The organism is Pantoea sp. At-9b, from assembly GCF_000175935.2.
GTDB lineage: Bacteria > Pseudomonadota > Gammaproteobacteria > Enterobacterales > Enterobacteriaceae > Pantoea.
This window is the reverse complement of record NC_014837.1, coordinates 482719-507883: the sequence shown is the minus strand read 5'-3', so window position 1 is coordinate 507883 and position 25165 is coordinate 482719. Positions and strand designations below refer to the sequence as shown.

Annotated in this window: 21 protein-coding genes; 6 read left to right on the top strand and 15 right to left on the bottom strand. The window is 55.0% G+C overall.

From position 1 onward, the window contains the following. Positions 1-7 precede the first annotated feature (7 nt). From PAT9B_RS02200 to kup, 5 genes are all read right to left on the bottom strand, one after another. The gene (locus PAT9B_RS02200; RefSeq protein ID WP_013507621.1) at positions 8-1054 is read right to left on the bottom strand and encodes a cytochrome d ubiquinol oxidase subunit II; all 1047 of its coding nucleotides are present in this window, start codon (positions 1052-1054) and stop codon (positions 8-10) included. 16 nt (positions 1055-1070) lie between these two features. After that, entirely contained in the window at positions 1071-2513 is a 1443-nt protein-coding gene (locus PAT9B_RS02195) for a cytochrome ubiquinol oxidase subunit I (RefSeq protein WP_013507620.1), read from the bottom strand. Between the two features lie 1017 nt (positions 2514-3530). Continuing rightward, positions 3531-3701 carry a hypothetical protein gene (locus PAT9B_RS30865; protein WP_013507619.1) on the bottom strand — a complete coding sequence of 57 codons (171 nt, stop codon included), beginning with the start codon at positions 3699-3701 and terminating at the stop codon, positions 3531-3533. A 126-nt stretch (positions 3702-3827) separates the two neighbouring features. After that, the gene (locus PAT9B_RS02190; protein ID WP_013507618.1) at positions 3828-4439 is read right to left on the bottom strand and encodes a DUF2913 family protein; all 612 of its coding nucleotides are present in this window, start codon (positions 4437-4439) and stop codon (positions 3828-3830) included. 183 nt (positions 4440-4622) lie between these two features. After that, positions 4623-6488 (bottom strand): low affinity potassium transporter Kup, encoded by a 1866-nt coding sequence (kup, locus tag PAT9B_RS02185; protein WP_013507617.1) that lies wholly within the window; start codon positions 6486-6488, stop codon positions 4623-4625. A gap of 201 nt (positions 6489-6689) precedes the next feature. On the opposite strand from kup, the gene PAT9B_RS02180 reads away from it, so the two are divergent. After that, complete coding sequence (locus PAT9B_RS02180) at positions 6690-8117, top strand: trehalose-6-phosphate synthase (RefSeq protein WP_013507616.1); 1428 nt, start codon at positions 6690-6692, stop codon at positions 8115-8117. 36 nt (positions 8118-8153) lie between these two features. Here the strand turns inward: PAT9B_RS02180 and PAT9B_RS02175 are convergent, their stop codons facing one another. From PAT9B_RS02175 to PAT9B_RS02135, 9 genes are all read right to left on the bottom strand, one after another. Further along, positions 8154-9431, bottom strand: coding sequence for a TonB-dependent receptor (locus PAT9B_RS02175; RefSeq protein WP_013507615.1), 1278 nt, complete (start codon positions 9429-9431; stop codon positions 8154-8156). A gap of 101 nt (positions 9432-9532) precedes the next feature. Continuing rightward, on the bottom strand, positions 9533-10924 hold the full coding sequence (locus tag PAT9B_RS02170) for an FAD-binding oxidoreductase (RefSeq protein WP_013507614.1): 1392 nt from the start codon (positions 10922-10924) through the stop codon (positions 9533-9535). Between the two features lie 23 nt (positions 10925-10947). Then, positions 10948-11751 carry an ABC transporter permease gene (locus tag PAT9B_RS02165; RefSeq protein ID WP_013507613.1) on the bottom strand — a complete coding sequence of 268 codons (804 nt, stop codon included), beginning with the start codon at positions 11749-11751 and terminating at the stop codon, positions 10948-10950. Beyond that, positions 11748-12581 (bottom strand): ABC transporter ATP-binding protein, encoded by an 834-nt coding sequence (locus tag PAT9B_RS02160; protein WP_013507612.1) that lies wholly within the window; start codon positions 12579-12581, stop codon positions 11748-11750. The genes PAT9B_RS02165 and PAT9B_RS02160 overlap by 4 nt, the downstream gene beginning before the upstream one ends. Next, on the bottom strand, positions 12578-13549 hold the full coding sequence (locus PAT9B_RS02155) for an ABC transporter substrate-binding protein (RefSeq protein ID WP_013507611.1): 972 nt from the start codon (positions 13547-13549) through the stop codon (positions 12578-12580). Before PAT9B_RS02155 ends, PAT9B_RS02160 begins: the two co-directional genes overlap by 4 nt. Before the next feature lie 14 nt (positions 13550-13563). Then, the gene (locus PAT9B_RS02150; protein WP_013507610.1) at positions 13564-14442 is read right to left on the bottom strand and encodes a creatininase family protein; all 879 of its coding nucleotides are present in this window, start codon (positions 14440-14442) and stop codon (positions 13564-13566) included. A 14-nt stretch (positions 14443-14456) separates the two neighbouring features. After that, entirely contained in the window at positions 14457-14912 is a 456-nt protein-coding gene (locus PAT9B_RS02145; RefSeq protein WP_013507609.1) for a RidA family protein, read from the bottom strand. Next, complete coding sequence (locus PAT9B_RS02140; RefSeq protein ID WP_041525724.1) at positions 14902-16107, bottom strand: amidohydrolase family protein; 1206 nt, start codon at positions 16105-16107, stop codon at positions 14902-14904. Before PAT9B_RS02140 ends, PAT9B_RS02145 begins: the two co-directional genes overlap by 11 nt. Next, positions 16104-17060, bottom strand: a complete 957-nt coding sequence (locus PAT9B_RS02135) for a PDR/VanB family oxidoreductase (RefSeq protein WP_013507607.1) — start codon at positions 17058-17060, stop codon at positions 16104-16106. Before PAT9B_RS02135 ends, PAT9B_RS02140 begins: the two co-directional genes overlap by 4 nt. Before the next feature lie 147 nt (positions 17061-17207). Between PAT9B_RS02135 and PAT9B_RS02130 the strand changes: the two genes are divergently transcribed. The 3 genes from PAT9B_RS02130 (at position 17208) to PAT9B_RS02120 (ending at position 21638) form a co-directional block, all read left to right on the top strand. Beyond that, on the top strand, positions 17208-18143 hold the full coding sequence (locus PAT9B_RS02130; RefSeq protein ID WP_013507606.1) for a LysR family transcriptional regulator: 936 nt from the start codon (positions 17208-17210) through the stop codon (positions 18141-18143). A gap of 219 nt (positions 18144-18362) precedes the next feature. Beyond that, on the top strand, positions 18363-20228 hold the full coding sequence (gene bglF / locus PAT9B_RS02125) for a PTS beta-glucoside transporter subunit IIABC (protein ID WP_013507605.1): 1866 nt from the start codon (positions 18363-18365) through the stop codon (positions 20226-20228). Positions 20229-20243: 15 nt separating this feature from the next. Beyond that, on the top strand, positions 20244-21638 hold the full coding sequence (locus tag PAT9B_RS02120; RefSeq protein ID WP_013507604.1) for a glycoside hydrolase family 1 protein: 1395 nt from the start codon (positions 20244-20246) through the stop codon (positions 21636-21638). 33 nt (positions 21639-21671) lie between these two features. Here PAT9B_RS02120 and licT read toward each other — a convergent pair whose 3' ends face one another. Then, entirely contained in the window at positions 21672-22535 is an 864-nt protein-coding gene (licT, locus tag PAT9B_RS02115; RefSeq protein WP_013507603.1) for a BglG family transcription antiterminator LicT, read from the bottom strand. Between the two features lie 410 nt (positions 22536-22945). Between licT and PAT9B_RS02110 the strand changes: the two genes are divergently transcribed. Together PAT9B_RS02110 and PAT9B_RS02105 are read left to right on the top strand one after the other, a co-directional pair. After that, entirely contained in the window at positions 22946-24457 is a 1512-nt protein-coding gene (locus tag PAT9B_RS02110; protein WP_013507602.1) for a sialate:H+ symport family MFS transporter, read from the top strand. A gap of 11 nt (positions 24458-24468) precedes the next feature. Next, positions 24469-25164: an RraA family protein gene (locus tag PAT9B_RS02105; RefSeq protein ID WP_013507601.1), complete on the top strand. Its 696-nt coding sequence runs from the start codon at positions 24469-24471 to the stop codon at positions 25162-25164. Position 25165: the final 1 nt, after the last annotated feature.

The following is a 25165-nucleotide window of genomic DNA, read 5'->3' as shown; positions in this document are numbered from 1 at the left end:
GATGCGTTTAGTGTCCGTAACCAACCAGTTTGGAGATGCGTCCCCGGAAGACCCAAATCTGATACCAGTTATACATAATCATCACTGGCACAAACCCACCCATCGTCAGGGTGAAGGTGATCAGGGAAACCTGCGGGCTGGCACCGGCCCAAATGGTCCAGGTATTCGGCACGATCCATGGGAACATGGTAATCAACATACCAAAGCCCAGAATCAGTGCTGCACCGTTGAACCACATAATTGCCGCAAAATCTTTGTCTTTCAGGGTGTCACGACGTACCTGCTCAATGCAGAACAGGGCGATAAGACCAAACAGCCCCCAAATCCAGAAGTGCGGGCCGAACCACTTCGCACGCGCCCAGTCAAAAATCGCAGCACTCCATACCCAGGTGATCACCACGGCGGCAATCGCTAACCAGAAGATGGTCGCGGTCCAGCGGGCGGCATCCTGACGGATAGGCTCTGACTTTTCAAAACGGGCACGCACAAACAGCACGCCGGAGAACGTCATGGCGACGCAGGATGAAATACCGGTCCAGATGGAGAAAGGCGAAATAAAGTTAAACGCCCCGCCCGCATAATGCGGCACGCCCTGCGCCGGAGTATCCAGTGCAAAGCCCTGCAACACGGCACCGACACACATGCCACCAAAGAAGGTCACGGTCAGGCTGGCAACACCAAATACCCCGTCCGAGAAACGCTGCCAGAACGGCGACGCCAGATGGCGGAACTCCAGTGCCACCGCACGGGACATAATGCCCCATAACACCAGCGCCATCGGTATCATCAGGTAGCTGAACGCGGAACCGTAAACAAACGGGAAAGTACCAAACATGATACCACCGGCGACAATCAACCAGGTTTCATTGGCATCCCAGGTGCCCGCCATCGCCGCCATAATCGCGCCGCGTTCGTCATGATCTCTCACGAAGAGCGAGAAGATCCCCGCTCCCAGGTCTGCGCCATCCAGCGCAATGTACAACAGCACGCTGACGCCAAACGCCAGCCACCAGGCAATTGTCAGAAATTGCTGGGTATGAGTAAGCATATCCATGGGTGTCTTCTCCGCGTCAGACCGGTCTTACGTATTCAGGATGATCAGCATGACCGCCCGGCGGCAGGTCGAGATGGCCGAGGTGTTCATGACCTTCACCCGGCAACTTGCTGGTTAAATCCGGTCCCTGACGCACGACTTTGGCGAGGAACCAGATGGTACCGGCAACGACCGCTGACTCGAAGATGGCAAAACCGACCAGCCAGAAGATAGCCAGCCCAAGCGTCATCGCGCTCATACCGTCTTCAGTACGCATCAACCCGTTAACAATCCACGGCTGACGACCGATTTCACGTGTCCACCAACCGGCGATCACTGCAATATAAGGCAGCACCACCATCGCGACGGCGATAAACAGGAACAACGTATTACGTGGTGCCAGTTCCACCGTCATACGGCGGCGGCACATCAACCAAATGCCCCACAGGCTGACCAGCAGGATCGCCCCACCCGCTCCCGCCATGGCGCGGAACGCATAGAAAGGCAGTACCACAGGCGGCTGTTCATCTTTCGGGAAGCTGTTCAGGCCTCTCACCGGGCCGTTCCAGGTTTTGGTTTCGATCAGGCTCAATGCATGCGGGATAGAAATCGACCAGGCCAGCCCATTTCCTTCCGCATTCGGCCAACCAAGGATATGCCAGGCACTGTTGACGTTACCGGCTGCATCATAGGTGTCGTAGTGCCCTTCCATCGCTGCCAGTGCCGCAGGTTTGTTTTCGAGAGTATTCTCGCCCAGCACATCACCCATATAGACCTGTGCAGCGGCAACGAAGGCCAGCAAAACCAGGGCATATTTCAGCGGTTGCAGGAAAAGCTCGACATTGCGGCGTTTCAGCACGAACCAGGCACACGTCGCAACCACGAAGCAGAGCGACAGCTCAAAGCTGGCGAGTAACATATGAGGAAAGGCGGTTTTGACATTGGGATTGAGAAGTGCAGCGACCCAATCCGTCACATGGAAAATGCCGTTCTTGTACTCAACCCCGGTTGGCGTCTGCATCCACGAGTTGGCGACCAGAATCCACATCGCTGAAAGCGTTGAGGAGAGGGCAACGTTGAAGGTGGCGAAAAGATGCATGCCACGGCTGATCTTGCCCCAGCCAAAAATCATCAGTCCGATAAAACCGGCTTCGTACATAAAGGCGGTGATGGTCTCATATCCCAACACCTGGCCGAAGAATGGCCCGGCGGCTTGAGAAAAGCGGCCATACAGGATACCAAAAGCCATTTCCATCGTGACACCGGTAGCCACACCGGCCCCGAAGTTAACGATGAACAGCTTTTCGAAAAAGCGACACAAGCGGTACCACTTCTCATCGTTTTTTCTAACCCACATCAGTTCAGAAATGAACAACAGCGCGGCCAGACCGATGGTCAGTGGTGGATAAATGATATGTACTGATGAGATTAGCGCGAAGTCGATTCGCGTAATCAGCGATGTGAGATCGTTACTTAACATGACTATCTTCTTTTCTATTAAGTGACCAGATTAGCCAGCGACAACCGAACGCTCTTCCCCTTACATGGCAGGTGAAGTGGTAAGAGTCAGAACGGGGAGTGTAGAAACAGGTGTCGCACCATCGGATTAATCTACACGCCGATGCATCATAGTTAGCATTTATCCCTGCTAAACACACAAGAAACAGGATAATATCCGAAGGCATGAACAAGAGAGGTTGAGCCTGACCATTTGGTCATGCTGACACCCGGTTGATTGCCGACGAAGCTTATAAAATAAGCGCTAACAGTACTCGACGATAAGCAAAAGACCCTAAACGCTGAAATTTGCTTATTTGAGATGATCCAGGTTTCGAGACGCTTATATTGTCGATAAAGAACAATATAGGAGCTGTGTAGTCCGAATGAGGCTCAGTATATTCCCCCCCACCCGCATATTGTCAAGAAAAATGTGGGTAAATCGTTTTTTTGTTGCACGACATCTTATATTCATTCACAAGAAAAGAAAAATGAATCAATCAATCAACCAACTGTAACCAAAAGAAAATCAATCATTAATGGCGTCGGCGTTTCTACGTTAGATCGTGGCACCATTGGCAATAATAAAACACCCAACATAAGTAAAATTATACTTATAAATCAAAAACATATGCACTTGAATGATTTTAATGATTAATCTGATAAATCGCGTTTAATGTCTAAATAAAGAATCTTTCCGATCTGAGAAAATAATAATTTCCCAAGTTTACGATAACCTTTATTCAATATAAAGGTACATAAAATTCACAAAAAAACCGATATCCTTATTATCACAATGGCTATATCAATAACCTTTCATTCGATTATTTACAACAAATATAACCAATAAGTAACATAGATAAAGTTATCGCAGATCGTTTATTGCCTGACAAAAGTTTACAGACAGGATTGCCGGTAAAATGACGCTGAAAAAGGGCCCATGCTGGACATGCACCCTTCCCGTACCCAGACAATCGTTCAATCGGTTGCGGCTAACAGGTCAACCTGAGGGGTAGAACCACCACAGCAGCGCCTGGGCTACATAGATAAGACACGCCAGCACGATTTTTGAGCACAAACCGCGATGAGAAAAATGCTTCAGGATCACGCAAAAGATAACGAACAGCATTTGCAGCATTTCGCGCAGATGTAACAGGTGAGTGATGACCATAACATTTCCACGAATGACCAAAGTAGTCACCACTATACCTTGGTTTAGTTTGCGGAAAATCACTATCTGGCGGGAGTTGATGGACCGTCTAGGTTGACTTTCTATCGGGCAAAGATAATCAGCAAACTATTGGCTCAACGGCGCAGGTACGACTAAGCGATAAAGAAAAGGTATCGGGTTATCAAGACAGTTTTCCGTGCACCATCCGTAGCGATTTAATATTTGTTCCAGCCGTGCGGTATTCCCGGTCAGACGAACGAATAAAGGGGCAATTTGTTGACCATCGTCATTAAAGGAAACATCCAGAGAAGTGCGCGATAAATAAATCGCGTCCGCCGTGGTATTGCCGGCCAACACACGACAGCCAGACCATTCCCGATCGTTGAGATGATGAAAGGAAAAATCCATTTGCTTCGCGGTTTCTATGGCATAAGTCAGTCTGAACAGATCGTTTTGCTCCAATAATATGCCATTACAGGTACGCCACAGATAATCCAGCTTATCGTGCAGTTCCGACCTTGCGCCAAGCCTGCGTCCCTGTTTCAGTAACCAGTGAATATCGGGAGCGACCTCGCGAGGAAAACGATGTTGTTTCAATGCAGTGGAGAGCCAGCGGATCAGGAAAATATTTTCCTGCGACACCGATCGTACCGCGCCATCCAGCCTTGCCATATGCAGAGCAATCAGGGCACACCATGCCAGATGTCCGGTTTTTTCGGTCAGCGATTCAATTTTCACAGCGACACTCCATGTAATTGACTGTCATCCCCGCAGATTTAAGTGAAATACAATTTAGGCCGAATGTAAACCTTGCCTATTTCCCTTTCTGCCGTGTCGCGCCATTATTAAAAACATCACTAAAGAATATTCTGAGATTCCATATAAAAAATCTTTCTGGCTGAACCTCTTTCCTGATTCATATTAAAATTCTCTCTGCCCACCTAACTCAATTACTCTATTTGGCGGAATCATAAACTGCTCATGCGCACGCAACGCATTACGCTGGAAGAAATGGAAAATTGCGCCTTTGACCCGGGCCAACCCGCGGCGTTTTTTCATCACCAGGGTGTCGTGAGACGTAAAGAACGAGGCTTCCTGCAACGAACAGCCAAAACCTTCCAGCCCGCATAAATGCAAAATTTCCTGCATTGAGGGCACCTCATGCCAGCCATAGGACGCCGTCACCTGCCAGAATGAAGGAGAGAGTTGCTGCATGCGAATACGCTTCTGGTTATGCACCCTTGGCGTGTCGATGGTACGGATATGCAGCAGTACGGTGCGCTCATGCAACACCCGGTTATGTTTGAGGTTATGCAACAGCGCTTGAGGAATTTCATACTCTTTGCGCGAGAGAAAAATAGCCGTGCCACCGACTCTCATCGGCGGCGCAGCTTCCAGCGAACTGATCATCGCCTTTAGCCCCACCGGGTCATCCGCCAGGCGTCGAATCAACAGTGAGCGCTCACTACTCCAGATCAGCATCAACATCAGCATCGTCATCGCCAGCAATACCGGCACCCAACCGCCGGAGAGTAATTTCATCAGATTGGCGCTAAACAGGGGTACATCAATGGTCAGCATACAGAGGAGAAAAACCACCGCCAGCGGCAACGGCCAGCGCCAGTTTTTGAACGCCACCACACTCGCCAGACAGGCCGTCAGCACCATGGTGCCAGTCACCACGATGCCATATGCAGCCGACAGCGCGGAGGATTGTCGGAAAGCAACGATAATCACCGTCACAGCGGCAAACAGCAGCCAGTTAACCACCGGAATATAGATCTGCCCGGACTCGGTCGATGAGGTGTAAATAATCCGCACCGGCGGCAGAAACCCCTGGCGTATCGCCTGATGTGTCAGGGTATAGACGCCGGAAATCACCGACTGCGCCGCAATCACGGTTGATAAGGTGGCGAGGACGATCAGTGGGATCTGCGCCCAACCTGGAGCCAGCAAATAAAAGGGATTACGCACGGCATCCGCATCCCCCAGCACCAACGCCCCCTGACCAAAGTAGTTCAGCACCAGCGCTGGCATCGCAATGATCAACCAGGCGAGCCGAATCGGCGCTTTGCCCAGATGCCCCATGTCCGCATACAGCGCTTCCGCGCCGGTGACCGCCAGCACTACCATGCCTAACGCTGCGAACGACAGCGCCTTGTGTTGGTTAAGAAATTCCAGCGCATACAACGGATTCAAGGCTTGCAGCACGCCAGGGTGCATCAAAATCCCCCGCACACCCAACGCAGCAAGGGTAAGAAACCACACCAGCATCACCGGACCAAACACCAGACTGACCCGCTCGGTGCCGTGTTTTTGGATAATAAACAGTAAGGTCAGGATGATCACCGACAACGGCACGATCACATGATCGAGCGCCGGAGCCACCACTTCGATCCCTTCAATCGCCGACAGCACCGAAATGGCGGGAGTGATCACGCCATCACCATAAAAGAATGCACCACCAATCAACCCGGCCAGCACAATCAAATGTCCGGCCCGGCCTGTGACATGCTGGCGAGCCAGCGACATCAGCGTCAGAATCCCGCCCTCTCCATCATGATCGGCGCGCATCACAAAACAGACGTATTTCACGGTAACAATCAGCGTCAACGCCCAAAAAATCAGCGAGAGAAACCCCATCACCGCCGCAGGCGTGGTACCACCGTCGGGCAATATGGAAAGGCATTCCCGCAGGGTATACAGCGGGCTGGTGCCGATATCACCAAACACAATGCCTGCCGCTGCCAGCATGCCTGCCGGAAGAGACTGCTTAGTTGAAGCCATAAGAGACGCATCCTTTCAGAGGGGAGTACGGACTGAGAATATTATAGCTGCTGCCCCTGGCGTCGTTGCGCCGGGTAACGCCGACAACCGCCCGTTTTTGCCTGATTTTTATATCTGCCCGGCGTTTTTTTACGCCTTTTTTATATGCCGACGGCTTAAATCACAGGGAACGATTGCCATCGTGATCAAAGGGAAAATGCTATGTCAGGCTTAATTCTGGTTTCGCACAATCTGTCCCGTGCTTCGACGTTATCCGCCCTGTATGAAAGCATCCTGTCGCGCTGCGGCGGGTTGTGGGTGAGCTGGGATGGCAAAACTCAGGCCATCGCAGCGGATACGCCACGTCCCCTGACCTTCCGCCATGGTCATAAATTTGACACCCTCAGCTTCCCGCTGACCCAGGGCGAAAAAGAACAAGGTTATCAGCACTATGTCCATCAGGGCCTGTGGCCGATATTTCACCAACGCCCGGACTTGGCGCGTTTTAACCATGAAGATCTGAGTCAATATCGGCAATTCAATCAGGCCTACGCCACCGCAATTGCTGAATACGCGATGCCCGACGACATTATCTGGCTCCAGGACTATCACCTGATACCCTGCATCAAACTGTTGCGCGACGCCGGGCTGACCAACCGCATCGGTTTATTCTTCCATCAGCCGTTTCCGGCTGGCCAGGGATTTTCCGCCATCCCGGACTGGCAATGGCTGGCTGAGTCATTGTTGGGTTGCGACCTGATCGGCTTTCAAACCACCCAGGACATGAACAACTTTCTGCTCTGGGTGGAGAGTACCTATCGTTGTGAGCGCCTCGGTGCCGCGCTGTTTCGCATTCACGGCCATCTGCTCAAAACCGGCGTCTACCCGGTTGGGATTGACCTGGAAGACGCGCATTGCCTGCTGGCCAGCAACAGTTGCAGTTATATGGAGGAACAATGTCGTGCCACGCTGCCGCAAAACACGGTCCTTAGCGGCGGCCATCTCGACGACAGCGCCGGGCTGCCTTACCGCATCAGCGCGGTTGAGGTGTTGCTGCGCAACCATCCGGATTACGCCGGTAACATGATGCTGCTCCAACTGGCTGCGCCGTCAGCCGGTTACGCGCCACGGACTGCCGGACTAAGCCATGATCTGGAGAATATCTGCGGTGAAATGAACGGTATGCATGGCACGCTGGCGTGGTGCCCGGTCAGTTATCTGACAAACGCTTACAGCCGTGAGGAGCAGGCGGGGATTTATCGTGCGTCCCGCGTCGCGCTGGTTACGCCACTGATGGCGGGCATGAGCCTGATGGCAAAGATGTATGTTGCAGTGCAGGACCCGGCCAACCCTGGCGTGCTGATCCTGTCACAGTTTGCCGGGGCAGCGGAACATATGGATGGCGCGTTGATCATCAATCCTTACGACCCGGACGCCATTGCTGACGCCATCCATACCGCGCTACGCATCCCGCTCAGCGAACGTCAGAATCGTCATGCACGCTTGATGAAAGGTATCCACCGCCAGGATTGCCACTGGTGGGCAGATCGTTTTCTGACGGATCTGCGTGCACCGGAAACGGAAGAAGCGGTGGTGATGGCAGGCAGCTTGCTGGTGACCGCCGGGATGGGGAGACGGGTGAGATATTAAACCGACAACGGGAGGCCGAGCGGCCTCCCCGAAGCGTTAAAAATCGTATTGCAGGCTTAAACGGTTCTGCCAGAAGTGTGAATCATACAGCGGTGATGTCTGCACCCCGGCGAAATCGGTCAGGCTCAGACCCTTCAGCACGCCGCTGAAACTCCAGGTAAAGTACACCAGATATTCCGACTGATTAATGCTGGCCGACGCCGGTGACGGTTTCAGATCCATAAACGAATACTGCGTCCCGAGCGACAGGTTCTCGTTCATCACGTAGTTCAGGTTGGTCATATACGCGTTGCCGCTACCGAGATCCTGGGTACTGGTAAAGAACGGCTGCGCAAAGTAAGGGCCAGACGACGTGTTGTGCGCATAAGGCGTCACCAGTGAACCGTTGTTCCAGCTATTACCGCTGGCGGCGATATGGTCATAGCCCAGTTTCCAGCTCAGGGCTGGGGTAAAGGTCAGCGCCAGTTGTGCACCATAAGAGGTGCTGTTCACCTCACCGGCAAGCGCTTTGCCGAGGCTGGTGCCACGAATAAACTGCACACCTAAATCCGGCTGGAACAGCGTGTCCTGCCATTGCAGATGGCTCTCGCCATACACCAGGCGCGTATAATCGGCGTACTCCTGATACCACAACTGCCCGGTAAGTTTTTTACCGTCCCACTGCGTGCCACGACCACCGCCCAGCGCCCACATGCCGTTGGTGCGCTCATCAACATCGGTATAGGCCGTGGTATTGAGGAACTGATCATCACCCCAGGGTTTATAACGCCAGACTTTTGTGGCATGCAGATAATTGGTGCTGTCGCCATAATTCGCATCCACGCCACGGAACAGAATTGGCGTAATACGCCAGTCGTAATCACCGACAAAAGGAATATTGATTCGTTGATCACCGGCCGTTATTTTAAAATCATCCTGCTGCCAGCTTAAATAGGCTTCACCGACATTGGTTTGATTATCACCAATATCGCTGATGGTATGGGCTTCATCCGGATGATCAATACCACGCAGGAAAATACCGCTCACGCCAGCACGGAAACCATAAAACGGGGCGGTTTCATATTTAATGCTGCCACCGTAGCTCACGGTGTCCTGATTAAAACCTTTGGAAAAATAGGCGTTGTGTGTCGAATAATAAAGCGTCCGTAAACTACCGCTCACCGTACCGCAGGTGAAGATATCGGTGAAACTATTTACGCCACTCGCACCATACTGACAATCGCTGATATTGCTCTGTGTTGCCGCCAGTGCAGCCGGAGCAAGCGGGAAAAACAGCGCAGCAAGACACGCACCACTCAGTGTTTTTAATTGCATAATCCCAAGCCTCGTCACTTTTTAAAAAGAGCAAAGCATGGCCACCGCACAATAAATAGACGGAGGGTGGCTTGCTTTGCGGTAAAAAGTTTTATTATTGATTAATTATTTACACCGGTTATTTTCACATCCGGCAATGTATCGCGTACTTCCCAGCCACGTAATTTGCCGGGATTAAGTAAATTATACGGATCGCAGGCGCGTTTCATAGCCACAACGTCGGCACGCACCATGCCCTGTTTACCATCTTCAATATGAATAACGTGGGGGTTATTTATTTTCACGCCGTTATCACGATAAATTTGCATGATGGCATTCAGGCGATCTTCATTGCTGTAACGCACCAGCGGCAGACCGCTACAGGTTAACGTGCCGTTCATATCACGCAGAAATTCAATATGCGACATCACTTCATCTGATAGCTGAGCTTCCATCGCCAGCGCCTGCTGATGATAATTTTCTGGCGCATAGGCGGTTTGCAGATAGGTCAGGGTTTTATCTACCTTCAACGCCTGCAAGGTAGTGTGGTTCCAGCAGTATTCAATCAGTGAATGGCCGTGGTTCTCTCCCTCCGCAAAATGCAGCGCATTGCGGCCCCCCTGCTGCGCCAGCAGCGATGGCAGCAGGCGATCGCTCTCCACCCCAACCACCGAAATCACACCATGCTGCCCCGCCACATCAGCCTCCGCGAGATCGGTGAAGTAATCCAGTACCGGTGCAGCCATCACCGCGACCTGGCGCTTCACCAACCCCGGCGATTTTGCTAACGCATCCGCAAAAACCATCGCTGCCGGGAAACTGGCAAAGGTGTCGAGACGTTCGATCCAGTCGTGACGTGGAGCCAGCGCTAACTCGATCTCCAGCACAATACCGTTGCTGCCGTAAGCGTGGTGCAGCAGTAAGGCATCAGGTGCCTGTAGCGTCAGGATGCGCGGCGTCTCTTCCATCGTCATCAACTTCACCGACAATACGTTGCCGGGAGCCGCCAGCGGGCCATAGTTGATGGAACCCACGCCACCGAAACCACCACCAAACAGGCCGCCGAGTGTCGCCAGCTTCCAGGTGGAGGGCATACAACGCAGTTCCCAGCCAAGTGGCCGGGTATAGGCTTCCAGTTCACCGAGACGAATCCCGGCCTGAGCACACACCGTGCCCTGCCCCATACTCACCACCGCGTTGAGTTTGGTCATATCGACCATCACCCCGCCTTCCAGTGGAATCAACTGACCGTAGTTGCCGGTGCCACCACCCCGCAGGTTGAGGGGGATGCGCCGGTCAGCACAGGCCGCCACCACCGCCGTCAGCTCCTGCTCATCACGCGGGCGCACCGCCAGTTCAGCAAACTTCTCTTCCAGCTGCGGTTTCAACACCGGGCTGAACCAGTGAAAATCGCGCGACAGGCGTTTGACCTTGGGCGCTTCTTTAATCCAGTCAAGTTCAGGCAACGCCGCAACCAGCGCCGCCAGTGCAGACTGACGATCGGAATCAGACATCTTTCTTTCCTGTAGTTGAGGTATCAGGTCGGGCTAAGTTCGCTTTCATGCCAGGCCGCCAATACGCGGCGCGTCAGCCACGACATCAGGGCAAACAGCAGGAAACCCGCCAGAGAAATCAGCAGCAGCGCGGCAAACATCAGCGGGATATTGAGCTGATAACCGGCCTGTAAAATCTGGTACGCCAGTCCGGTATCGGTGCCGCCGGTGCCAGCAACAAATTCCGCCACCACCGCACCAATCAGTGATAAGCCGCTGGAGATGCGCAACGCGCCGAAAAAGTACGGCAACGCCGAAGGAATGCGCAGGCGCAGTAAAATCTGCAACCGCGACGCATGGTTCAGTTTGAAATAACTCAGCAAGCCCGGCGAGACGCTACGCAGCCCCTGGGTGGTGTTGGAGATGATCGGAAACACCGCCATCAGCGTGGCACACACCACCAGCGACATGGTGGTGTCTTTCACCCAAATGATGATCAGCGGCGCAATCGCCACAATCGGTGTCACCTGCAAAAACACGATGTAAGGAAACAGCGCGCTTTCGATAAAGCGGTTCTGCACCAGCAAAAACGCCACGATGGAGCCAATCACAATCGCCACCACAAAAGAGATAACGGTAATCTTCAGGGTGTAGAGCAAAGACATAAACAGCGTCGGGAAGTTTTGTACCAGGCTTTGTGCCACCACCAGCGGCGAAGGCACCAGAAAGGCGGGCACCTTCAGCGTCGTGACCAGGAACTGCCACAGCAACAACAGCACGATGGCAAACAGCGCCGGGAACAGCCACTGCTGAAATTTACGCTGCGCGGCTAAGGGCTTTTTCATCATTTGCTCTCCTGACTGGCGGCAAACAGACCGCGCTGCAACTGCTGTGCATACTGGGTAAACTGCTGACTCACGCGGAACTCATCATCACGCGGGAACGGCGCATCAATGCTGATGTCATCCACCACGCGCCCCGGTCGCGCCGCCATCATGATCACGCGCTGCGACAGGAACACCGCTTCCTGAATCGAGTGCGTAACAAACACCACCGTCAGCTTCTGCTCCTGCCACAGTTGCAGCAGATCGCTATCCAGCTTGTTACGGGTGATCTCATCCAGTGCGCCGAAGGGTTCATCCATCAGCAACACTTTCGGTCGTGTCACCAGACCACGGGCAATCGACACACGCATCTGCATCCCGCCGGACAGCTCGCGCGGCAACACATGCCCAAACTGCCCCAGGCCGACCAGTTCAAGGATCTCACGCACGCGGGTGTCCGCTTCGGCACGCGGCACGCCAGCCAGGTCGAGCGGCAGGCGCACGTTTTTGTGCACGCTGCTCCACGGCATCAATGTCGCTTCCTGAAACACGAACGATAACGGCAAATCGCGTTGTTTTTCCCGCCGATCGCGACGGAACAGCATCAACTTGCCATCACTCGGCTCAATCAGCCCGGCGATCATTTTCAACAAGGTACTTTTGCCACAGCCGGACGGACCGAGCAGCGAGACAAACTCGCCCTGGCGAATCGTCAGGTCCACCGGCAGCAAGGCACGCGTGCCGTTCGGGTAAATTTTCTCGGCGGAGAGCACTTCAATCGCCGGGGGGGCCGCATGCAGCGGCACCGGTTGCGCATCATTGCTCATCAGAGTCAGTCGGCTGGCTGCATTCATGGCATGACCTTCACGTCCTGGATGAATTTCAGGGTATAGCTACCGTCAAACGGCACTTTCGCCGGATCGATCAGCTTGTTGTCCACCAGCAGCTGCCAGGTCTGCTTCAGGCGCGGTACGGTCATGATGCCGATACCACCGGTCTGCGCATCACCGCCGGTCAGCATCTGATACTTCTTCATCTGCGCGATGCTGAAAGCGATCTGATCATCGGTCATCTGCGGGTTTTCTTTCTTAATCAGCACGTTGCCCGGAGCCGGATTTTCCAGATAATTTTTCCAACCCTGCATCGAAGCTTTGACAAAGGCCGCTACCGCCTGCGGACGTTTTTCGATGGTCGATTTCATACACACGATGCTGTTGCCGTAAGGTGGATAGCCCCAGTCGCTGATCGGATAAACATTGGCCTGCGCACCGGCCTTCTGCACGGCGAACGGTTCGGAGGTCACATAGCCCTGCTGTACCAGCGTCTTATCAGCGAGGAACGGCTGCACGCTGAAGGTGTAAGGACGAACGCGGGCATTTTTCAGGTTGAGCGCGCTCTGCGCCCACGGCCAGTATGAGGTGTAGGCTTCGGCAGCCAACAGGAAGGTTTTACCCTGCAAATCGGCCTGGCTTTTCACATCCGGGTGGGTGATAAACACAATCGCCGAGTGCTGAAAGGTGGTGGCAACCGGCACCGCTTCCACGCCCTGCTGCCAGGACTCCAGCGCCTGCATATTATCGCTGATGATGCAGTCAGCCTGACCGGCGGCCATCAGTTGCATGGTGTGCACCTGCGGGCCACCCATTTTAATGGTGACATCCAACCCGGCATCGCGATACAGATTCTGCGCCTGGGCCTGATAAAAACCGCCATGCTCCGCCTGAGCATACCAGTTGGTCATAAAGGTAAATTTCTCGGCAGCCATACCTGGTGCCGACAGTGCCACAGCAAGCGCGGCGACAATGCTCAATGTTTTTTTCATAGCCGATCCCCGAATTAGCGCGGTTGTAATAATGATGCTGCGTCGTTTTGATCTAAGACTTTGCCCTGCCACTGCCCTGTGCCCCACGCCGGTTCGGCACGGGTGACCCACGTCATCTGATGCACTTCGGTGATCACCTGCGCCCAGCTAATGGCGAGCGACTCAAGAATCGCTTCGCCCTGCGCTTTGGTGGAGGGCAACGGATCGCCAATCACGCCACTGGGGCCGAAATCATACGAAGCCCAGGCCGCCATCGGGCGGGTGCTGGAAAGCGTCGGGCACGGGAACGCCGGTGGATAGTTAGCCACCGCTTTGTCCATCTGTACGGTATCGGGTGCCAGCGCCAGCATCAGCGCGGTTTCGGCATGTCCGGCGTGCATCGCCATCTGCCGCTCTTGCTCATCCATAAAGCTTTCGGCACAGTTCGGCACTTTGAAGGTGTCCTGCATGATGATGATCATGTCACCGTGGCGCAGGCGCAGTTCGCGCATCGCCATCTGCAACGGCTGCGGTTGACCGCCGTGGCCGTTCACCATCAGAAACTTGCGGAAACCGGCGCGGTACAGCGATTCGCCAATCTCCAGAATGGTGTGCAGCAGCGTCTCACCGGTCAGTGTCAGGGTGCCGGGGAAATGCAAATGCTCGTCCGATTTGCCATAGGTGATCGGCGGAATAGCGTAGGCCGGGATCGCAGCCGGTAAGCGTGCCAGCGCATGGCCGACTACCCCGGAGGAGATCACGCTGTCCACCGCACAGGGCAGATGCGGCCCATGCTGCTCAATTGCGCCGGTTGGCAGCACAATCACCGTGTTGGCTTTGTCGTCCAGCGTGGCGATATCGGTCCAGCTCAGGTACGGCAAAAAGCGGTTTGCCGGAATATAACCATGTAACATCTCGCTTCCTCGTGTTATTGCGGCAACCACGCCGTCGCTTCAACTTCAATCAGGACATCCGGGCTGGGCAGCATTTCGCTCACCTGCACCACGGTCGAAACCGGGGGGGTATCGGGGTAAAACAGCTTGCGTACCCGGCTGTAGTGCGGAAAGTGGTCCAGATTGCGGAAATACTGCACCAGTTTGATCACATCGCTCATCTGGCCGCCTGCGCTCTCGATGGTGGTGCGGATACTCTCCAGCACATACCAGCTCTGTGCCAGAATCGGCCCTTCTTTGATATCGGTGGAGAACTCGCCGGTACGCCCCAACAGCTGCTGCGCCGCCGCGGGGATATCGTCGTAGCCGCGCACAATCAGCGCGGTTTGTGGGTTCACCGGGATAATGCCGGAGAGAAAGATAAAATCGCCCGCGCGTCGCCACGCGGCATACTTCGCCAGCGGTTTACCCGCCCCTGCTTCAAGCGTCATTGGTGTCGTCCCCATAACAGATCCCCTGTTTCAGCCGAAAGCGGCGGCGACTACGCAGTGGCCAGCTCGCCGCCTCAGCCGCAGGGAAAATGACAAAATCGTTTGCCAGCAACGTTGCACTGTCATGCAACGCCGCACGCTGGCAAATCAGCTCAGATGCTTCATCAAAAGCCGCGCCCAGTTGCGCACTCAGCAGGCCGCTGAACAGCGTATCGAGCGGGTCGTAACTGCCGAACGGGCAAAACGCGTCCTGCACGTTATCCGCCCCCAGCAACACCGATATCCCACGTGCCTGCGCCTCTTTAATCAGGGTTAAGCCCCGCTGGCGTGGTGTGCGCCCCGGTACGGCGTCCTGCAACAACAGGTTGGTCAGCGGCAGCGCAATCAGGGTGACGCGCTGTTGCGCCAGCACATCCAGAATGGCTTCAGCGTCCTCCTGCTGCACCAATGCACAGCCATGGCTACAGGTAATGCGTCCGCTAAACGGATGTTGCTGCAAATAACGCGCCAGCCAGCGCAGCCCCTGCGCTTCGTGGCTCAGTTCTTCGTCGATGTGCAGATCGATATCCAGCTGCCAGCGTTCCGCCGCCTGCAACAGATGAGTAAACGCCTGGGCATCCCAATTGCTGCTGTGAATAAAACCGCCCAGCAACGCACCGCTGGCCGCCACCTGGGCAGCGATATGTTCTGCCTGCCCGGCATCGGCAAAAAAGGTCACCGGGGCCAACGCCACCCGTTCGATGGTGCACAGCGGATGCTGCAACTCGCCGACGATCTGCCACGCCAGCGGCGCTTCAGCCGAAAACCAGTCGATATGGGTACGTAACAGACCTACCCCGGCTTCCACCGCCCAGTTCAGCGCCTGACGGGCGCGTTGACGCAAATCGTCCGCGCTCCAGTGCGCCCGGTCCTGATGCATGGCGGTAATCGCCGCCAACAGACCCGGTTGCAACGCCGGGCTGCGCTGCACGGTGAAGGTTTTATCCAGATGGGCATGGGGTTCCAGCAAGGGCGGCAGCACCAGCGCCCCCTTCAGTGCCAGATAGCCGCTGACGTCACGATCTGGCGCGATATAGGTGCCATCTTCGCGGAAATGTAAGGTTGCCAGCGCGGGTTGATCACCGTGCATCGGCCAGTCCTGCGGCAGCAGCCAGCGAGGTAAACGCGCGCCTGTCGCGCCTGGATACGCGTTCACAGGTCAAGGACCAGCAGCGGGGAACGAGAACGGGAGCAGCACAGCACAATGCAGTCATTGGCGGCGCGCTCTTTCTGGCTCAACACTTCATCGCGATGATCCGGCTCGCCGCTCAGCACGCCGGTAATACAGGCACCGCACATGCCCTGCTCGCAGGAGAGTTCGATGTCGATCCCTGCGCGCTCCAGCACCTCGGCAATGGTTTCCTCGGCATTGATGGTGTAACGCGCCCCGCTGGAAGCAATTTCTACCGCGAACCTGTCGCCAGCAACCGATTGCGTCGCCACGCCAGGTTTGAATTTTTCACTATGCAGTTGATCGGCCTGCCAGCCATGTTGCAGCGCCTGTCGCTGTAGGTGATCCATAAAACCCGCCGGTCCACAGCTCACTAACACGCTGTTATGTGGCTGTTTGAGATCGTCAGGTAGACACTGGCGCAGGCTGTCACCTTCGCTGCTGTAATGCACGACCACGCGCGCACCAAGTTGCTCCAGACGGGTGCTGAACGGCAGTTCATCGTGGCGTTTCAGAAACAGATGCAGCATGAAATCCGCACCCTGGGTCGCCAGCTGCTCGGCCATCACCAACAACGGTGTCAGACCGATACCGGCAGCAAACAACAACGTGCGCGGTGCATCAGGTAACGGAAAATGGTTGCGTGGTGCGGAGACAGATAAGCTCGCCCCTGTCTGCACCTGGTGGTGCAGCCAGCGAGAGCCGCCGCCCGATGCCTGATCGAGACGGACACAAATTTGGTAGTGTGCCTCTCCGGCGGCGGAGCACAGCGAATATTGCCGCTTACCGCAGTCGGGAATGGTCACATCAATATGGGCACCGGGCGTGAACGCCGGTAGCGGGTGGCCACTGGCAGACGCCAGGGTCAGTAATACATTGCCAGCACCGTTGAACTGCTTTGCGATGACGGTGACAGCCAGATTCTCTGCCTGCTTCATAATAATCCTGCATACGACGGACACGTCATCAGCCGGGAGGCCGCGCGTAGTCTTGTTTTTATCGTGATTGCGATTATTATTTTGCCTGTGTGTAAGCGTCCATCTGTTTAATTCGCACGAAGCGTTGCAAAAAAGAGAGCACCCGTTATGTTCGCCTTCTCCCGGTTTCTGATCTATTTCACCGAGGTGGCCCGCCAGGGGTCACTGCGCAAGGCTTCCGAGACACTTCACGTGTCCGCATCTTCCATCGATCGACAGATTTTGCGGGTGGAACAGCAGCTGGATATGCCGCTGTTTGAACGTCATCCATCAGGATTACGTATGACGGCGGCCGGGGAAATCCTGCTGAATGCGGCAAAGAATTGGCAGCGTGAATTTGGTCGCGTCTGTACCCAGCTCGATGACCTGCGTGGCCTGCGTCACGGCCACGTGCATATCGCCACCATCGATGCCATCAACCGCGGCTTTTTCTCCGCCATTTTGCAACGCATTCGCACCGAATATCCCGGCATCTCCTTTACGCTCACCACCATGAGCAACATCCATATCGCCAATGCGCTGACCAATGGCGATGCCGATTTTGGCATCATGCTGAATCCGCAAAGCTCACGCGAACTGCTGGTAAAGTCGTTTGCTGATTTGCGGCTGGGCATTGTGGTCAGCAGCCAACACCCGTTGGCAAAACGGGAAACCATCCGCTTTAGCCATTGTGAGTCCTGGCCGTTTATCGTCCCTGCCGCACCGCTGATGCTGGCTGAACCGCTCGAAGCGTTGATCAACAGTTCTGGCATTACGCTGAATGAGGTCGGCCGCACCAACAATATCCATATGTTGCGTTCGCTGGTACGCGATGACGTCGGCATCAGCCTGATGTGTTGGCTGGATATTGTGGATGAATACCGCCGGGGCGAATTGAAATTTATCCCGCTGATTGATGGCATGTTGAAGCCGTTTACCCTGTCGCTGTGCGTTGCGCCGCAGCGCCAGCTGTCGATTGCCGCTTCAATGATGTTGCGTGAACTGGAATCGTTTTTCGCCCTGATGCAAAACGAAGAGGCGCTGGCGGGGCAAAACGGCCCGTAGCGGGGGGATTTTTTGACCCTGCTCACACTTCCATCATCCCCCCTCTTGCCAGTTTGCCGTTGATTGCTGAAGATGTCCGCGATTCAGGATTGTTACTGCACATCAGGCAAAACCTAAATCGCACCGCATTCAGTTTTCGAGCGCGGTGCGATTTAGGTTTTTTTTTGCCTCCAATCCGGGACAACCCGAGAACAACAGCGATTATCAGCGGGAGTAGGTATGCCATATCAGGAACTGGCCGACGAAATTGTCGAAGGTGTCGGCGGTAAAGCCAACATCATTAGCGTGATCCACTGCGCCACACGTTTACGCTTTAAACTCAAGCAGCCGGGTAAGGCACAGACCGCCGCGTTGAAGAATAATCCCGGCATCATCATGGTGGTGGAGAGCGGCGGCCAGTATCAGGTGGTGATTGGCAACCACGTTGGCGAGGTCTATCAACAAGTAGCCAGCCGTCACGGGCTGGAAAACGACAGCAGCGATCGTGCCGATGAACCCAAACAAACGCTGTTCGCGCGTTTTATCGATCTGGTTTCCGGCATCTTCACCCCGTTTATCGGCGTCATGATCGCATCCGGTATCATCAAAGGATTGCTGGCGCTGGCGCTGGTTCTCGGCGTCCTGCATCAGGAGAGCGGCAGCTACAAACTGCTGTTTGTCGCCAGCGATGGCCTGTTTTACTTCCTGCCGATCCTGCTCGGCTACAGCGCCAGCAAAAAATTTGGCGGCAACCCCTTTGTCGGTATGGCTATCGCCGCCGCGCTGGTCCATCCGCTGATCCTCACCGCGCTGGAACAGCAGCAGCAGGGCGAGAGTCTGCGCTTTTTCGGCATTCCGCTGGAGATCATTAACTACAGCTCATCGGTGATACCGATTATCTTTGCTTCGTGGGTAGCCAGCCTGGTTGAACGCACCGTCCATCCCCGTTCCCCTGGCGCGGTGCGCAATTTCACCACCCCGCTGCTGTGCCTGATTATCACCGTGCCACTGACCTTCCTCGCCATCGGCCCGGCCGCCACCTGGCTGAGCCGCATGCTGGCGGAAGGGTATCTGTGGATCTATAGCCTCAGCCCGACCGTGGCCGGTGCGGTGATGGGGGGCATCTGGCAGGTTTGCGTGATCTTCGGTCTGCACTGGGGACTGGTGCCGATTATGTTGAATAACCTCACCAATTTCGGCCACGATACGCTGTTGCCACTGCTGATGCCTGCGGTGCTCGGCCAGGCAGGTGCCACCCTTGGCGTGATGCTGCGCACCCATGAAGCTAAAGTGAAGGCGATGGCCGGTTCTGCCTTTAGCGCCAGCATTTTCGGCATCACCGAACCGGCGGTGTACGGCATCACCCTGCCCAACCGTCGCCCGTTTATCTTTGGCTGCATCGGCGGCGCGCTGGGGGCGGCAATCCTCGGTTTCTGGCACACCACCATCTATTCCTTTGGCTTCCCCAGCATCTTCACCTTTATTCAGGTGGTGCCCCCCAGTGGCATTGATGCCAGCGTCTACGCGTCTTTCGCTGGGGCTATCGTCGCATTGCTGTTCGCCACCATCACCACCTGGCTGTTTGGCCTGCCCGCGCCCGCGCCGGTGGTGGAAAGCGCCCCGCTCCCGACAACCGATGCGTCACCGGTGCGTAAGCAAACCGTGTTTAGCCCGATCTCGGGCAAGGTACTGCAACTGGAATCGATCAAAGATGAGACCTTCGCCAGCGGTTTGCTGGGCAAGGGTGTCGCCATTGTGCCGGATAATGGCCGTGTGGTGTCGCCGATTGCGGGTGTGGTCTCGTCACTGTTTCGCACCCATCACGCCATTGGGCTAACGGCCGAGGACGGCGCGGAAGTGTTGATCCATGTCGGTCTCGACACCGTCAAACTGGACGGAAAATTTTTCACCCCGCATGTCGCCGTCGATGATGTGGTGCAAGTGGGTGATCTGCTGCTGGAGTTCGATCTGAGCGCCATTCAGGCGGCAGGTTACGATCTCACCACGCCAGTCGTCGTCACCAACAGCGATGAATTTATTGATGTTTTATCCCTGCAACCGTCAACGGTAACGGCCTGTGCGCCGTTGCTCAGTGCGGTGAAATAATTGAGGAGCTACAAGATGACCTTACGTTTCCCGGATGGATTTTTATGGGGCGGTGCCGTTGCCGCCAACCAGGTAGAAGGCGCGTATCAGACCGGTGGCAAAGGCTTATCCACCTCCGATCTGCAACCGAAAGGCATTTTTGGCGATCGCGTTGAACGCCACGCCGGTGATTTCGGTATCAAAGACACCGCGATTGATTTCTACCACCGCTTCCCGGAAGACATCAAACTGTTCGCCGAGATGGGCTTCACCGTGCTGCGCACCTCAATTGCCTGGACGCGTATTTTCCCACAGGGCGACGAAGCGGAGCCGAACGAGGAAGGTCTGGCTTTCTACGACCGCCTGTTCGACGAGATGGCGAAATACAACATTCAGCCGCTGGTCACGCTGTCGCACTATGAAATGCCTTACGGGCTGATCAAAAAGTACGGCGGCTGGGGTAGTCGCACCACCATTGACTGCTTCGAGCGTTACGCGCGCGCAGTTTTCACCCGCTTCCAGCACAAGGTGAAATTGTGGCTGACCTTCAACGAAATCAATATGTCACTGCACGCGCCCTTCACCGGCGTCGGTCTGCCGGAAGAGAGCGACCAGCAGGCGATTTATCAGGCCATCCACCATCAACTGGTCGCCAGTGGCCGTGCGGTCAAAGCCTGTCATGACATCGTGAAGGACGGCAAAATCGGCAATATGCTGCTCGGCGCACTGCTCTATCCGCTGAGCTGCCGTCCGGCGGATGTGATGGAAACCATGCAGCAAAACCGTGAATGGCTGTTCTTCGGTGATGTACAGGTACGTGGCTACTACCCGGCCTATATGAAACGTTTCTTCGCCGACCGCCAGATCCAGATCCACATCACCGATCAGGACAAACGTGACCTGCAAAACACCATCGATTACATCTCCTTCAGCTACTACATGACCGGTTGCGTCACGACCAATGAAGAAGAGAATCAGAAAGCGCGCGGCAATATTCTGTCCATGGTGCCGAACCCGCACCTCGCCAGTTCCGACTGGGGTTGGCAAATCGACCCGGAAGGCCTGCGTATTCTGATGAATCTGCTGTACGACCGCTATCAAAAACCGCTGTTTATCGTGGAAAACGGCCTTGGCGCGAAAGACAAGGTCGAAGCGGATGGCAGCATCAACGACGACTATCGTATCCAGTATCTCAATGACCATCTGGTGCAGGTGCGTGAAGCGATTGAAGACGGCGTGGAAGTGATGGGTTACACCTGCTGGGGACCGATCGATCTGGTCAGTGCCTCGAAAGCCGAGTTCTCTAAACGCTACGGCTTTATCTATGTTGATCGCGATGATAACGGCAGCGGTACGCTGACGCGTTCACGTAAGAAAAGCTTCTTCTGGTATCAGGAAGTGATTGGCAGCCACGGTGCTTCACTGAAATAAACCTTCCGCCGGGCCGCACTGGCCCGGCAGTTTTCAGGCTTCATCGTCCCCGATTTGCAACGCCCGCGTCTCTTTCCGTACCCGCTCGATATGGATGGTGAGAAACATCCGTTCCTCATTCGACAGGGCGTAGTGGTATTTCTGCTGAATATGCTGATCCACCTTGATGGTGCACTGATACGCTTCCGGGTATTTGTCGCGCACCACATCATGAAGCGACTCATCCTCACTGCATACACCGCGTTTGCCCAGCATACGTTGGGCGAAAAATTTCAGATGGTTAACAAAGCGGTTGTAACTCAGGCTTTCAACGCGGTAATCCAGTTGCAGGCGATACTTCACGATCTGCAAAATATCCTGCATAAACCGCGTGATATGCGCGACATCCGACATATCGCTGTCAAGCTGGGCATTGACCAGATGCATGGCGATAAAACCGGCCTCATCCTCGGGCAGGCGTTCACCGAGGCGTTTCTCAATGATCGCCAGCGCCTCCAGCCCCAACGCATACTCGTTGGGATAGAGGGTTTTGATCTCCCAGATCAACACATTGCGGATCGGCAAATTTTGCCGGTGCCGTTCAATGGCAAAGTTGCAGTGATCGCACAGCGCGATCGACAGGCTTTCGTGCAGTTTCGATCCCAGTTGTTCTCTGGCACGCGCAATGATCAATTCGGTGGTGGTGATCACCTCGATCGGGATCTCCGACAACAACTCGCTCAGGCGACTGGTCAGCGTATGGTTCTGCAATGCGAACACTTTTTCGATCAACTGCGCATCCAGCGGATCGCCGACACGTTTGTTGAACGCCAGCCCGCGTCCCATTACCACCTGTTCCTGGCCCTGCTCGCCCAGCACGATGGCCACATTATTATTAAGTATTTTCGCAATCTTCATTTGGCACCCTGAAAACGAAAAAACCTGACCTCCCGCGAAGCGAGCTGTCAGGTTTTGCCTGTGTGGAGGAACACAGTAACAATCCGCTCCATCATAAATGCCTGGCACCACACGGCAAGCTGAAATCGGGATAAATGTGACCCGGCTCCGTTTCTTTTCACTGATGATAACAGAGCGCCATACAATAAATTTATTCCCCCATAATAAAATTCAATAAATTTATTTATCATTGAGTTAAATCAATTCTGATTTTTATTTCGTGATCACTCCACCGTTAGCCGTAACACAACATCCGTAACACGCTATTTATCCGGTAGGCTTCATCAAACAGAAAAATAAACACCCTGAACCGGACGTGCCTGCACGCCCCTTATTTTCTCTTACCCTATAAATAACATCAGGAGTCAGCCATGCCTGAAGAAACGATGCTACTACCCTGGTATAAACGGCTGAATCGCCAGCAATGGAAAGCCTTCTGGGCCGCATGGATGGGTTATATGCTGGACGGCTTTGACTTCGTCATTATTACGTTAGTGCTGACGGAAATAATGGCGGAATTTAATGTCACCACGGCGGAAGCGGCCGCATTAATTTCTGCGGCGTTTATTTTACGCTGGTTTGGTGGATTAGCGCTCGGTGCCATGGGCGATAAATATGGTCGTAAAAGTGCGATGATCACCAGCATTATATTATTTGCCGGTGGCACATTCGCCTGCGGTATCGCACCCAATTATACCTGGATGTTTATTGCCCGCGTGCTGGTGGGGATTGGCATGGCTGGCGAATACGGCACCAGTTCCGCCTATGCCATCGAAACCTGGCCGAAAGATATGCGCAATAAAGCCAGCGCCTTCCTCAATTCCGGTTTTTCTGCGGGGGCGATTTTGTCAGTGATGGCGTATAGCTGGGTGGTTCCGCTGTGGGGTTGGCGCTCGCTGTTTTACCTCGGCATTATCCCGGTGTTTTATGCCCTGTGGCTGCGTCGCGCCATTCCTGAAGCCGAAGAGTGGGCAGCGGCCAAAGCCAAAGCGGCCAAACCGGCGGAAACCATGATCGATACGCTGTTTCGTGGGCCGAACCGGGTGCGCAATACCCTGAACCTGTTACTCGGTCTGCTGGCCGCCGTCGCACTCTACTTCTGCTTTGATCACCAAACCTCGGGCATGGTGACCGGCGTGCTGGCCGTGATCATTGCAGCGATTTTCATCCGGTTTCTGGTCCAGAGCGGCGGTGAACGCTGGCCCACCAGCCTGATGCTGACCGTCACCATCGTCTGTGTATTTCTTTATGGCTGGCCGATCCACGCGCTGCTGCCCACTTATCTGAAAACCGAGCTGCATTACTCGCCGGAAGTGGTCGCGCTGGTGTTCTCCTTTAGCCGCTTCGGCATGGGCCTCGGCTGCTGTGTGGCGGGGATCGCCGCCGATCGCATCGGCACCCGCAAAACTTATGTGCTGAGCCTGCTGATCGCCCAGATGATCATCATCCCGGTATTTATGCTCAACGGCTCCAGCGTCTGGCTGCTGTGCCTGCTGATCTTCCTGCAACAGCTGTTCAGCCAGGGTGTCGGCGGCCTACTGGCGAAGATGATCAGCGGCTATTTCGATACCGAACAGCGCGCGGCCAACCTCAGTTTTATCTACAACATCGGCTCGCTCGGCGGCGCACTCGCGCCGGTGCTGGGAGCGCTGATCGCCCAGCACGCCTCGCTGGGCAGCGCGCTCGGCGGCCTGTCGTTTGGCCTGACCTTCGTGGTGATGTTGTTGATTGGCTTTGATATGCCGTCACGCGTGCAGCGCTGGCTGAAACCGCAGGCGCTGCGCCACTACGACACCGTTGATGGCACCCCACTTGCTGGCGCGTTCACTCGTGAAGAACGTGCCACCCAGGATCTTACCCCGCTTAACTCAGGCAAACCCTGAAAGGAGACAACATGACCGCAGGAAACCGCATTTATTTACGTCGTCCGAATGATGCCGAACCGTTGCTGGAAACCTTCCGCACCCTGCCAGCGGCGGTGGTCGCAGACTGCATGAGCCGTCTGCCCGCCCTGTCAGCGGAGATCAGCCTGAAAACCGCGCCGCAGCAACCGATCATGTGTGGCCTGGCCGTGACGGTGAAAGCCCGTTCGGGTGACAACCTGATGCTGCACAAAGCGCTGGATATCGCCGGGCGCAACGATGTGATTATTTTGTCGAACGAAGGGGATCGCAGCCAGTCACTGATGGGCGAGGTGATGGCAACGTATGCAAAACAGCGTGGTATGGAAGGGATTGTGCTGGATGGCCCAGTGCGTGACATCGATGGATTATCACGCATGGATTTCCCGATCTACGCGGCCGGGGTGACACCGGGCGGGCCATTTAAAGACGGTCCGGGTGAGATCAACGTGCCGATCGCCTGCGGCAAGATCCATGTCTCCCCGGGCGATATCATCCTCGGCGATGCAGATGGGGTCATCGTGATCCCACGTCAGGATGCCGCACGTATCCTGGAAGATGCGCTGGCGTATTTACAGGTGGATGAACGTAACTTCGAGCTGGCGAAAACCGGCTCACTGGCGCGCGGCTGGCTGGATGAGACGCTACGTAACAAGCAGGTGGAGATTATTGACGATATGTATCGTTAAG

Coding starts and splice junctions, on each gene's coding strand:
- PAT9B_RS02200 (WP_013507621.1), bottom strand. CDS start 1,054: ATGGATATGCTTACTCATACCCAGCAATTTCTGACAATTGCCTGGTGG.
- PAT9B_RS02195 (WP_013507620.1), bottom strand. CDS start 2,513: ATGTTAAGTAACGATCTCACATCGCTGATTACGCGAATCGACTTCGCG.
- PAT9B_RS30865 (WP_013507619.1), bottom strand. CDS start 3,701: ATGGTCATCACTCACCTGTTACATCTGCGCGAAATGCTGCAAATGCTG.
- kup (WP_013507617.1), bottom strand. CDS start 6,488: ATGGCTTCAACTAAGCAGTCTCTTCCGGCAGGCATGCTGGCAGCGGCA.
- PAT9B_RS02180 (WP_013507616.1), top strand. CDS start 6,690: ATGTCAGGCTTAATTCTGGTTTCGCACAATCTGTCCCGTGCTTCGACG.
- PAT9B_RS02175 (WP_013507615.1), bottom strand. CDS start 9,431: ATGCAATTAAAAACACTGAGTGGTGCGTGTCTTGCTGCGCTGTTTTTC.
- PAT9B_RS02170 (WP_013507614.1), bottom strand. CDS start 10,924: ATGTCTGATTCCGATCGTCAGTCTGCACTGGCGGCGCTGGTTGCGGCG.
- PAT9B_RS02165 (WP_013507613.1), bottom strand. CDS start 11,751: ATGATGAAAAAGCCCTTAGCCGCGCAGCGTAAATTTCAGCAGTGGCTG.
- PAT9B_RS02160 (WP_013507612.1), bottom strand. CDS start 12,581: ATGAATGCAGCCAGCCGACTGACTCTGATGAGCAATGATGCGCAACCG.
- PAT9B_RS02155 (WP_013507611.1), bottom strand. CDS start 13,549: ATGAAAAAAACATTGAGCATTGTCGCCGCGCTTGCTGTGGCACTGTCG.
- PAT9B_RS02150 (WP_013507610.1), bottom strand. CDS start 14,442: ATGTTACATGGTTATATTCCGGCAAACCGCTTTTTGCCGTACCTGAGC.
- PAT9B_RS02145 (WP_013507609.1), bottom strand. CDS start 14,912: ATGACGCTTGAAGCAGGGGCGGGTAAACCGCTGGCGAAGTATGCCGCG.
- PAT9B_RS02135 (WP_013507607.1), bottom strand. CDS start 17,060: ATGAAGCAGGCAGAGAATCTGGCTGTCACCGTCATCGCAAAGCAGTTC.
- PAT9B_RS02130 (WP_013507606.1), top strand. CDS start 17,208: ATGTTCGCCTTCTCCCGGTTTCTGATCTATTTCACCGAGGTGGCCCGC.
- bglF (WP_013507605.1), top strand. CDS start 18,363: ATGCCATATCAGGAACTGGCCGACGAAATTGTCGAAGGTGTCGGCGGT.
- PAT9B_RS02120 (WP_013507604.1), top strand. CDS start 20,244: ATGACCTTACGTTTCCCGGATGGATTTTTATGGGGCGGTGCCGTTGCC.
- licT (WP_013507603.1), bottom strand. CDS start 22,535: ATGAAGATTGCGAAAATACTTAATAATAATGTGGCCATCGTGCTGGGC.
- PAT9B_RS02110 (WP_013507602.1), top strand. CDS start 22,946: ATGCCTGAAGAAACGATGCTACTACCCTGGTATAAACGGCTGAATCGC.
- PAT9B_RS02105 (WP_013507601.1), top strand. CDS start 24,469: ATGACCGCAGGAAACCGCATTTATTTACGTCGTCCGAATGATGCCGAA.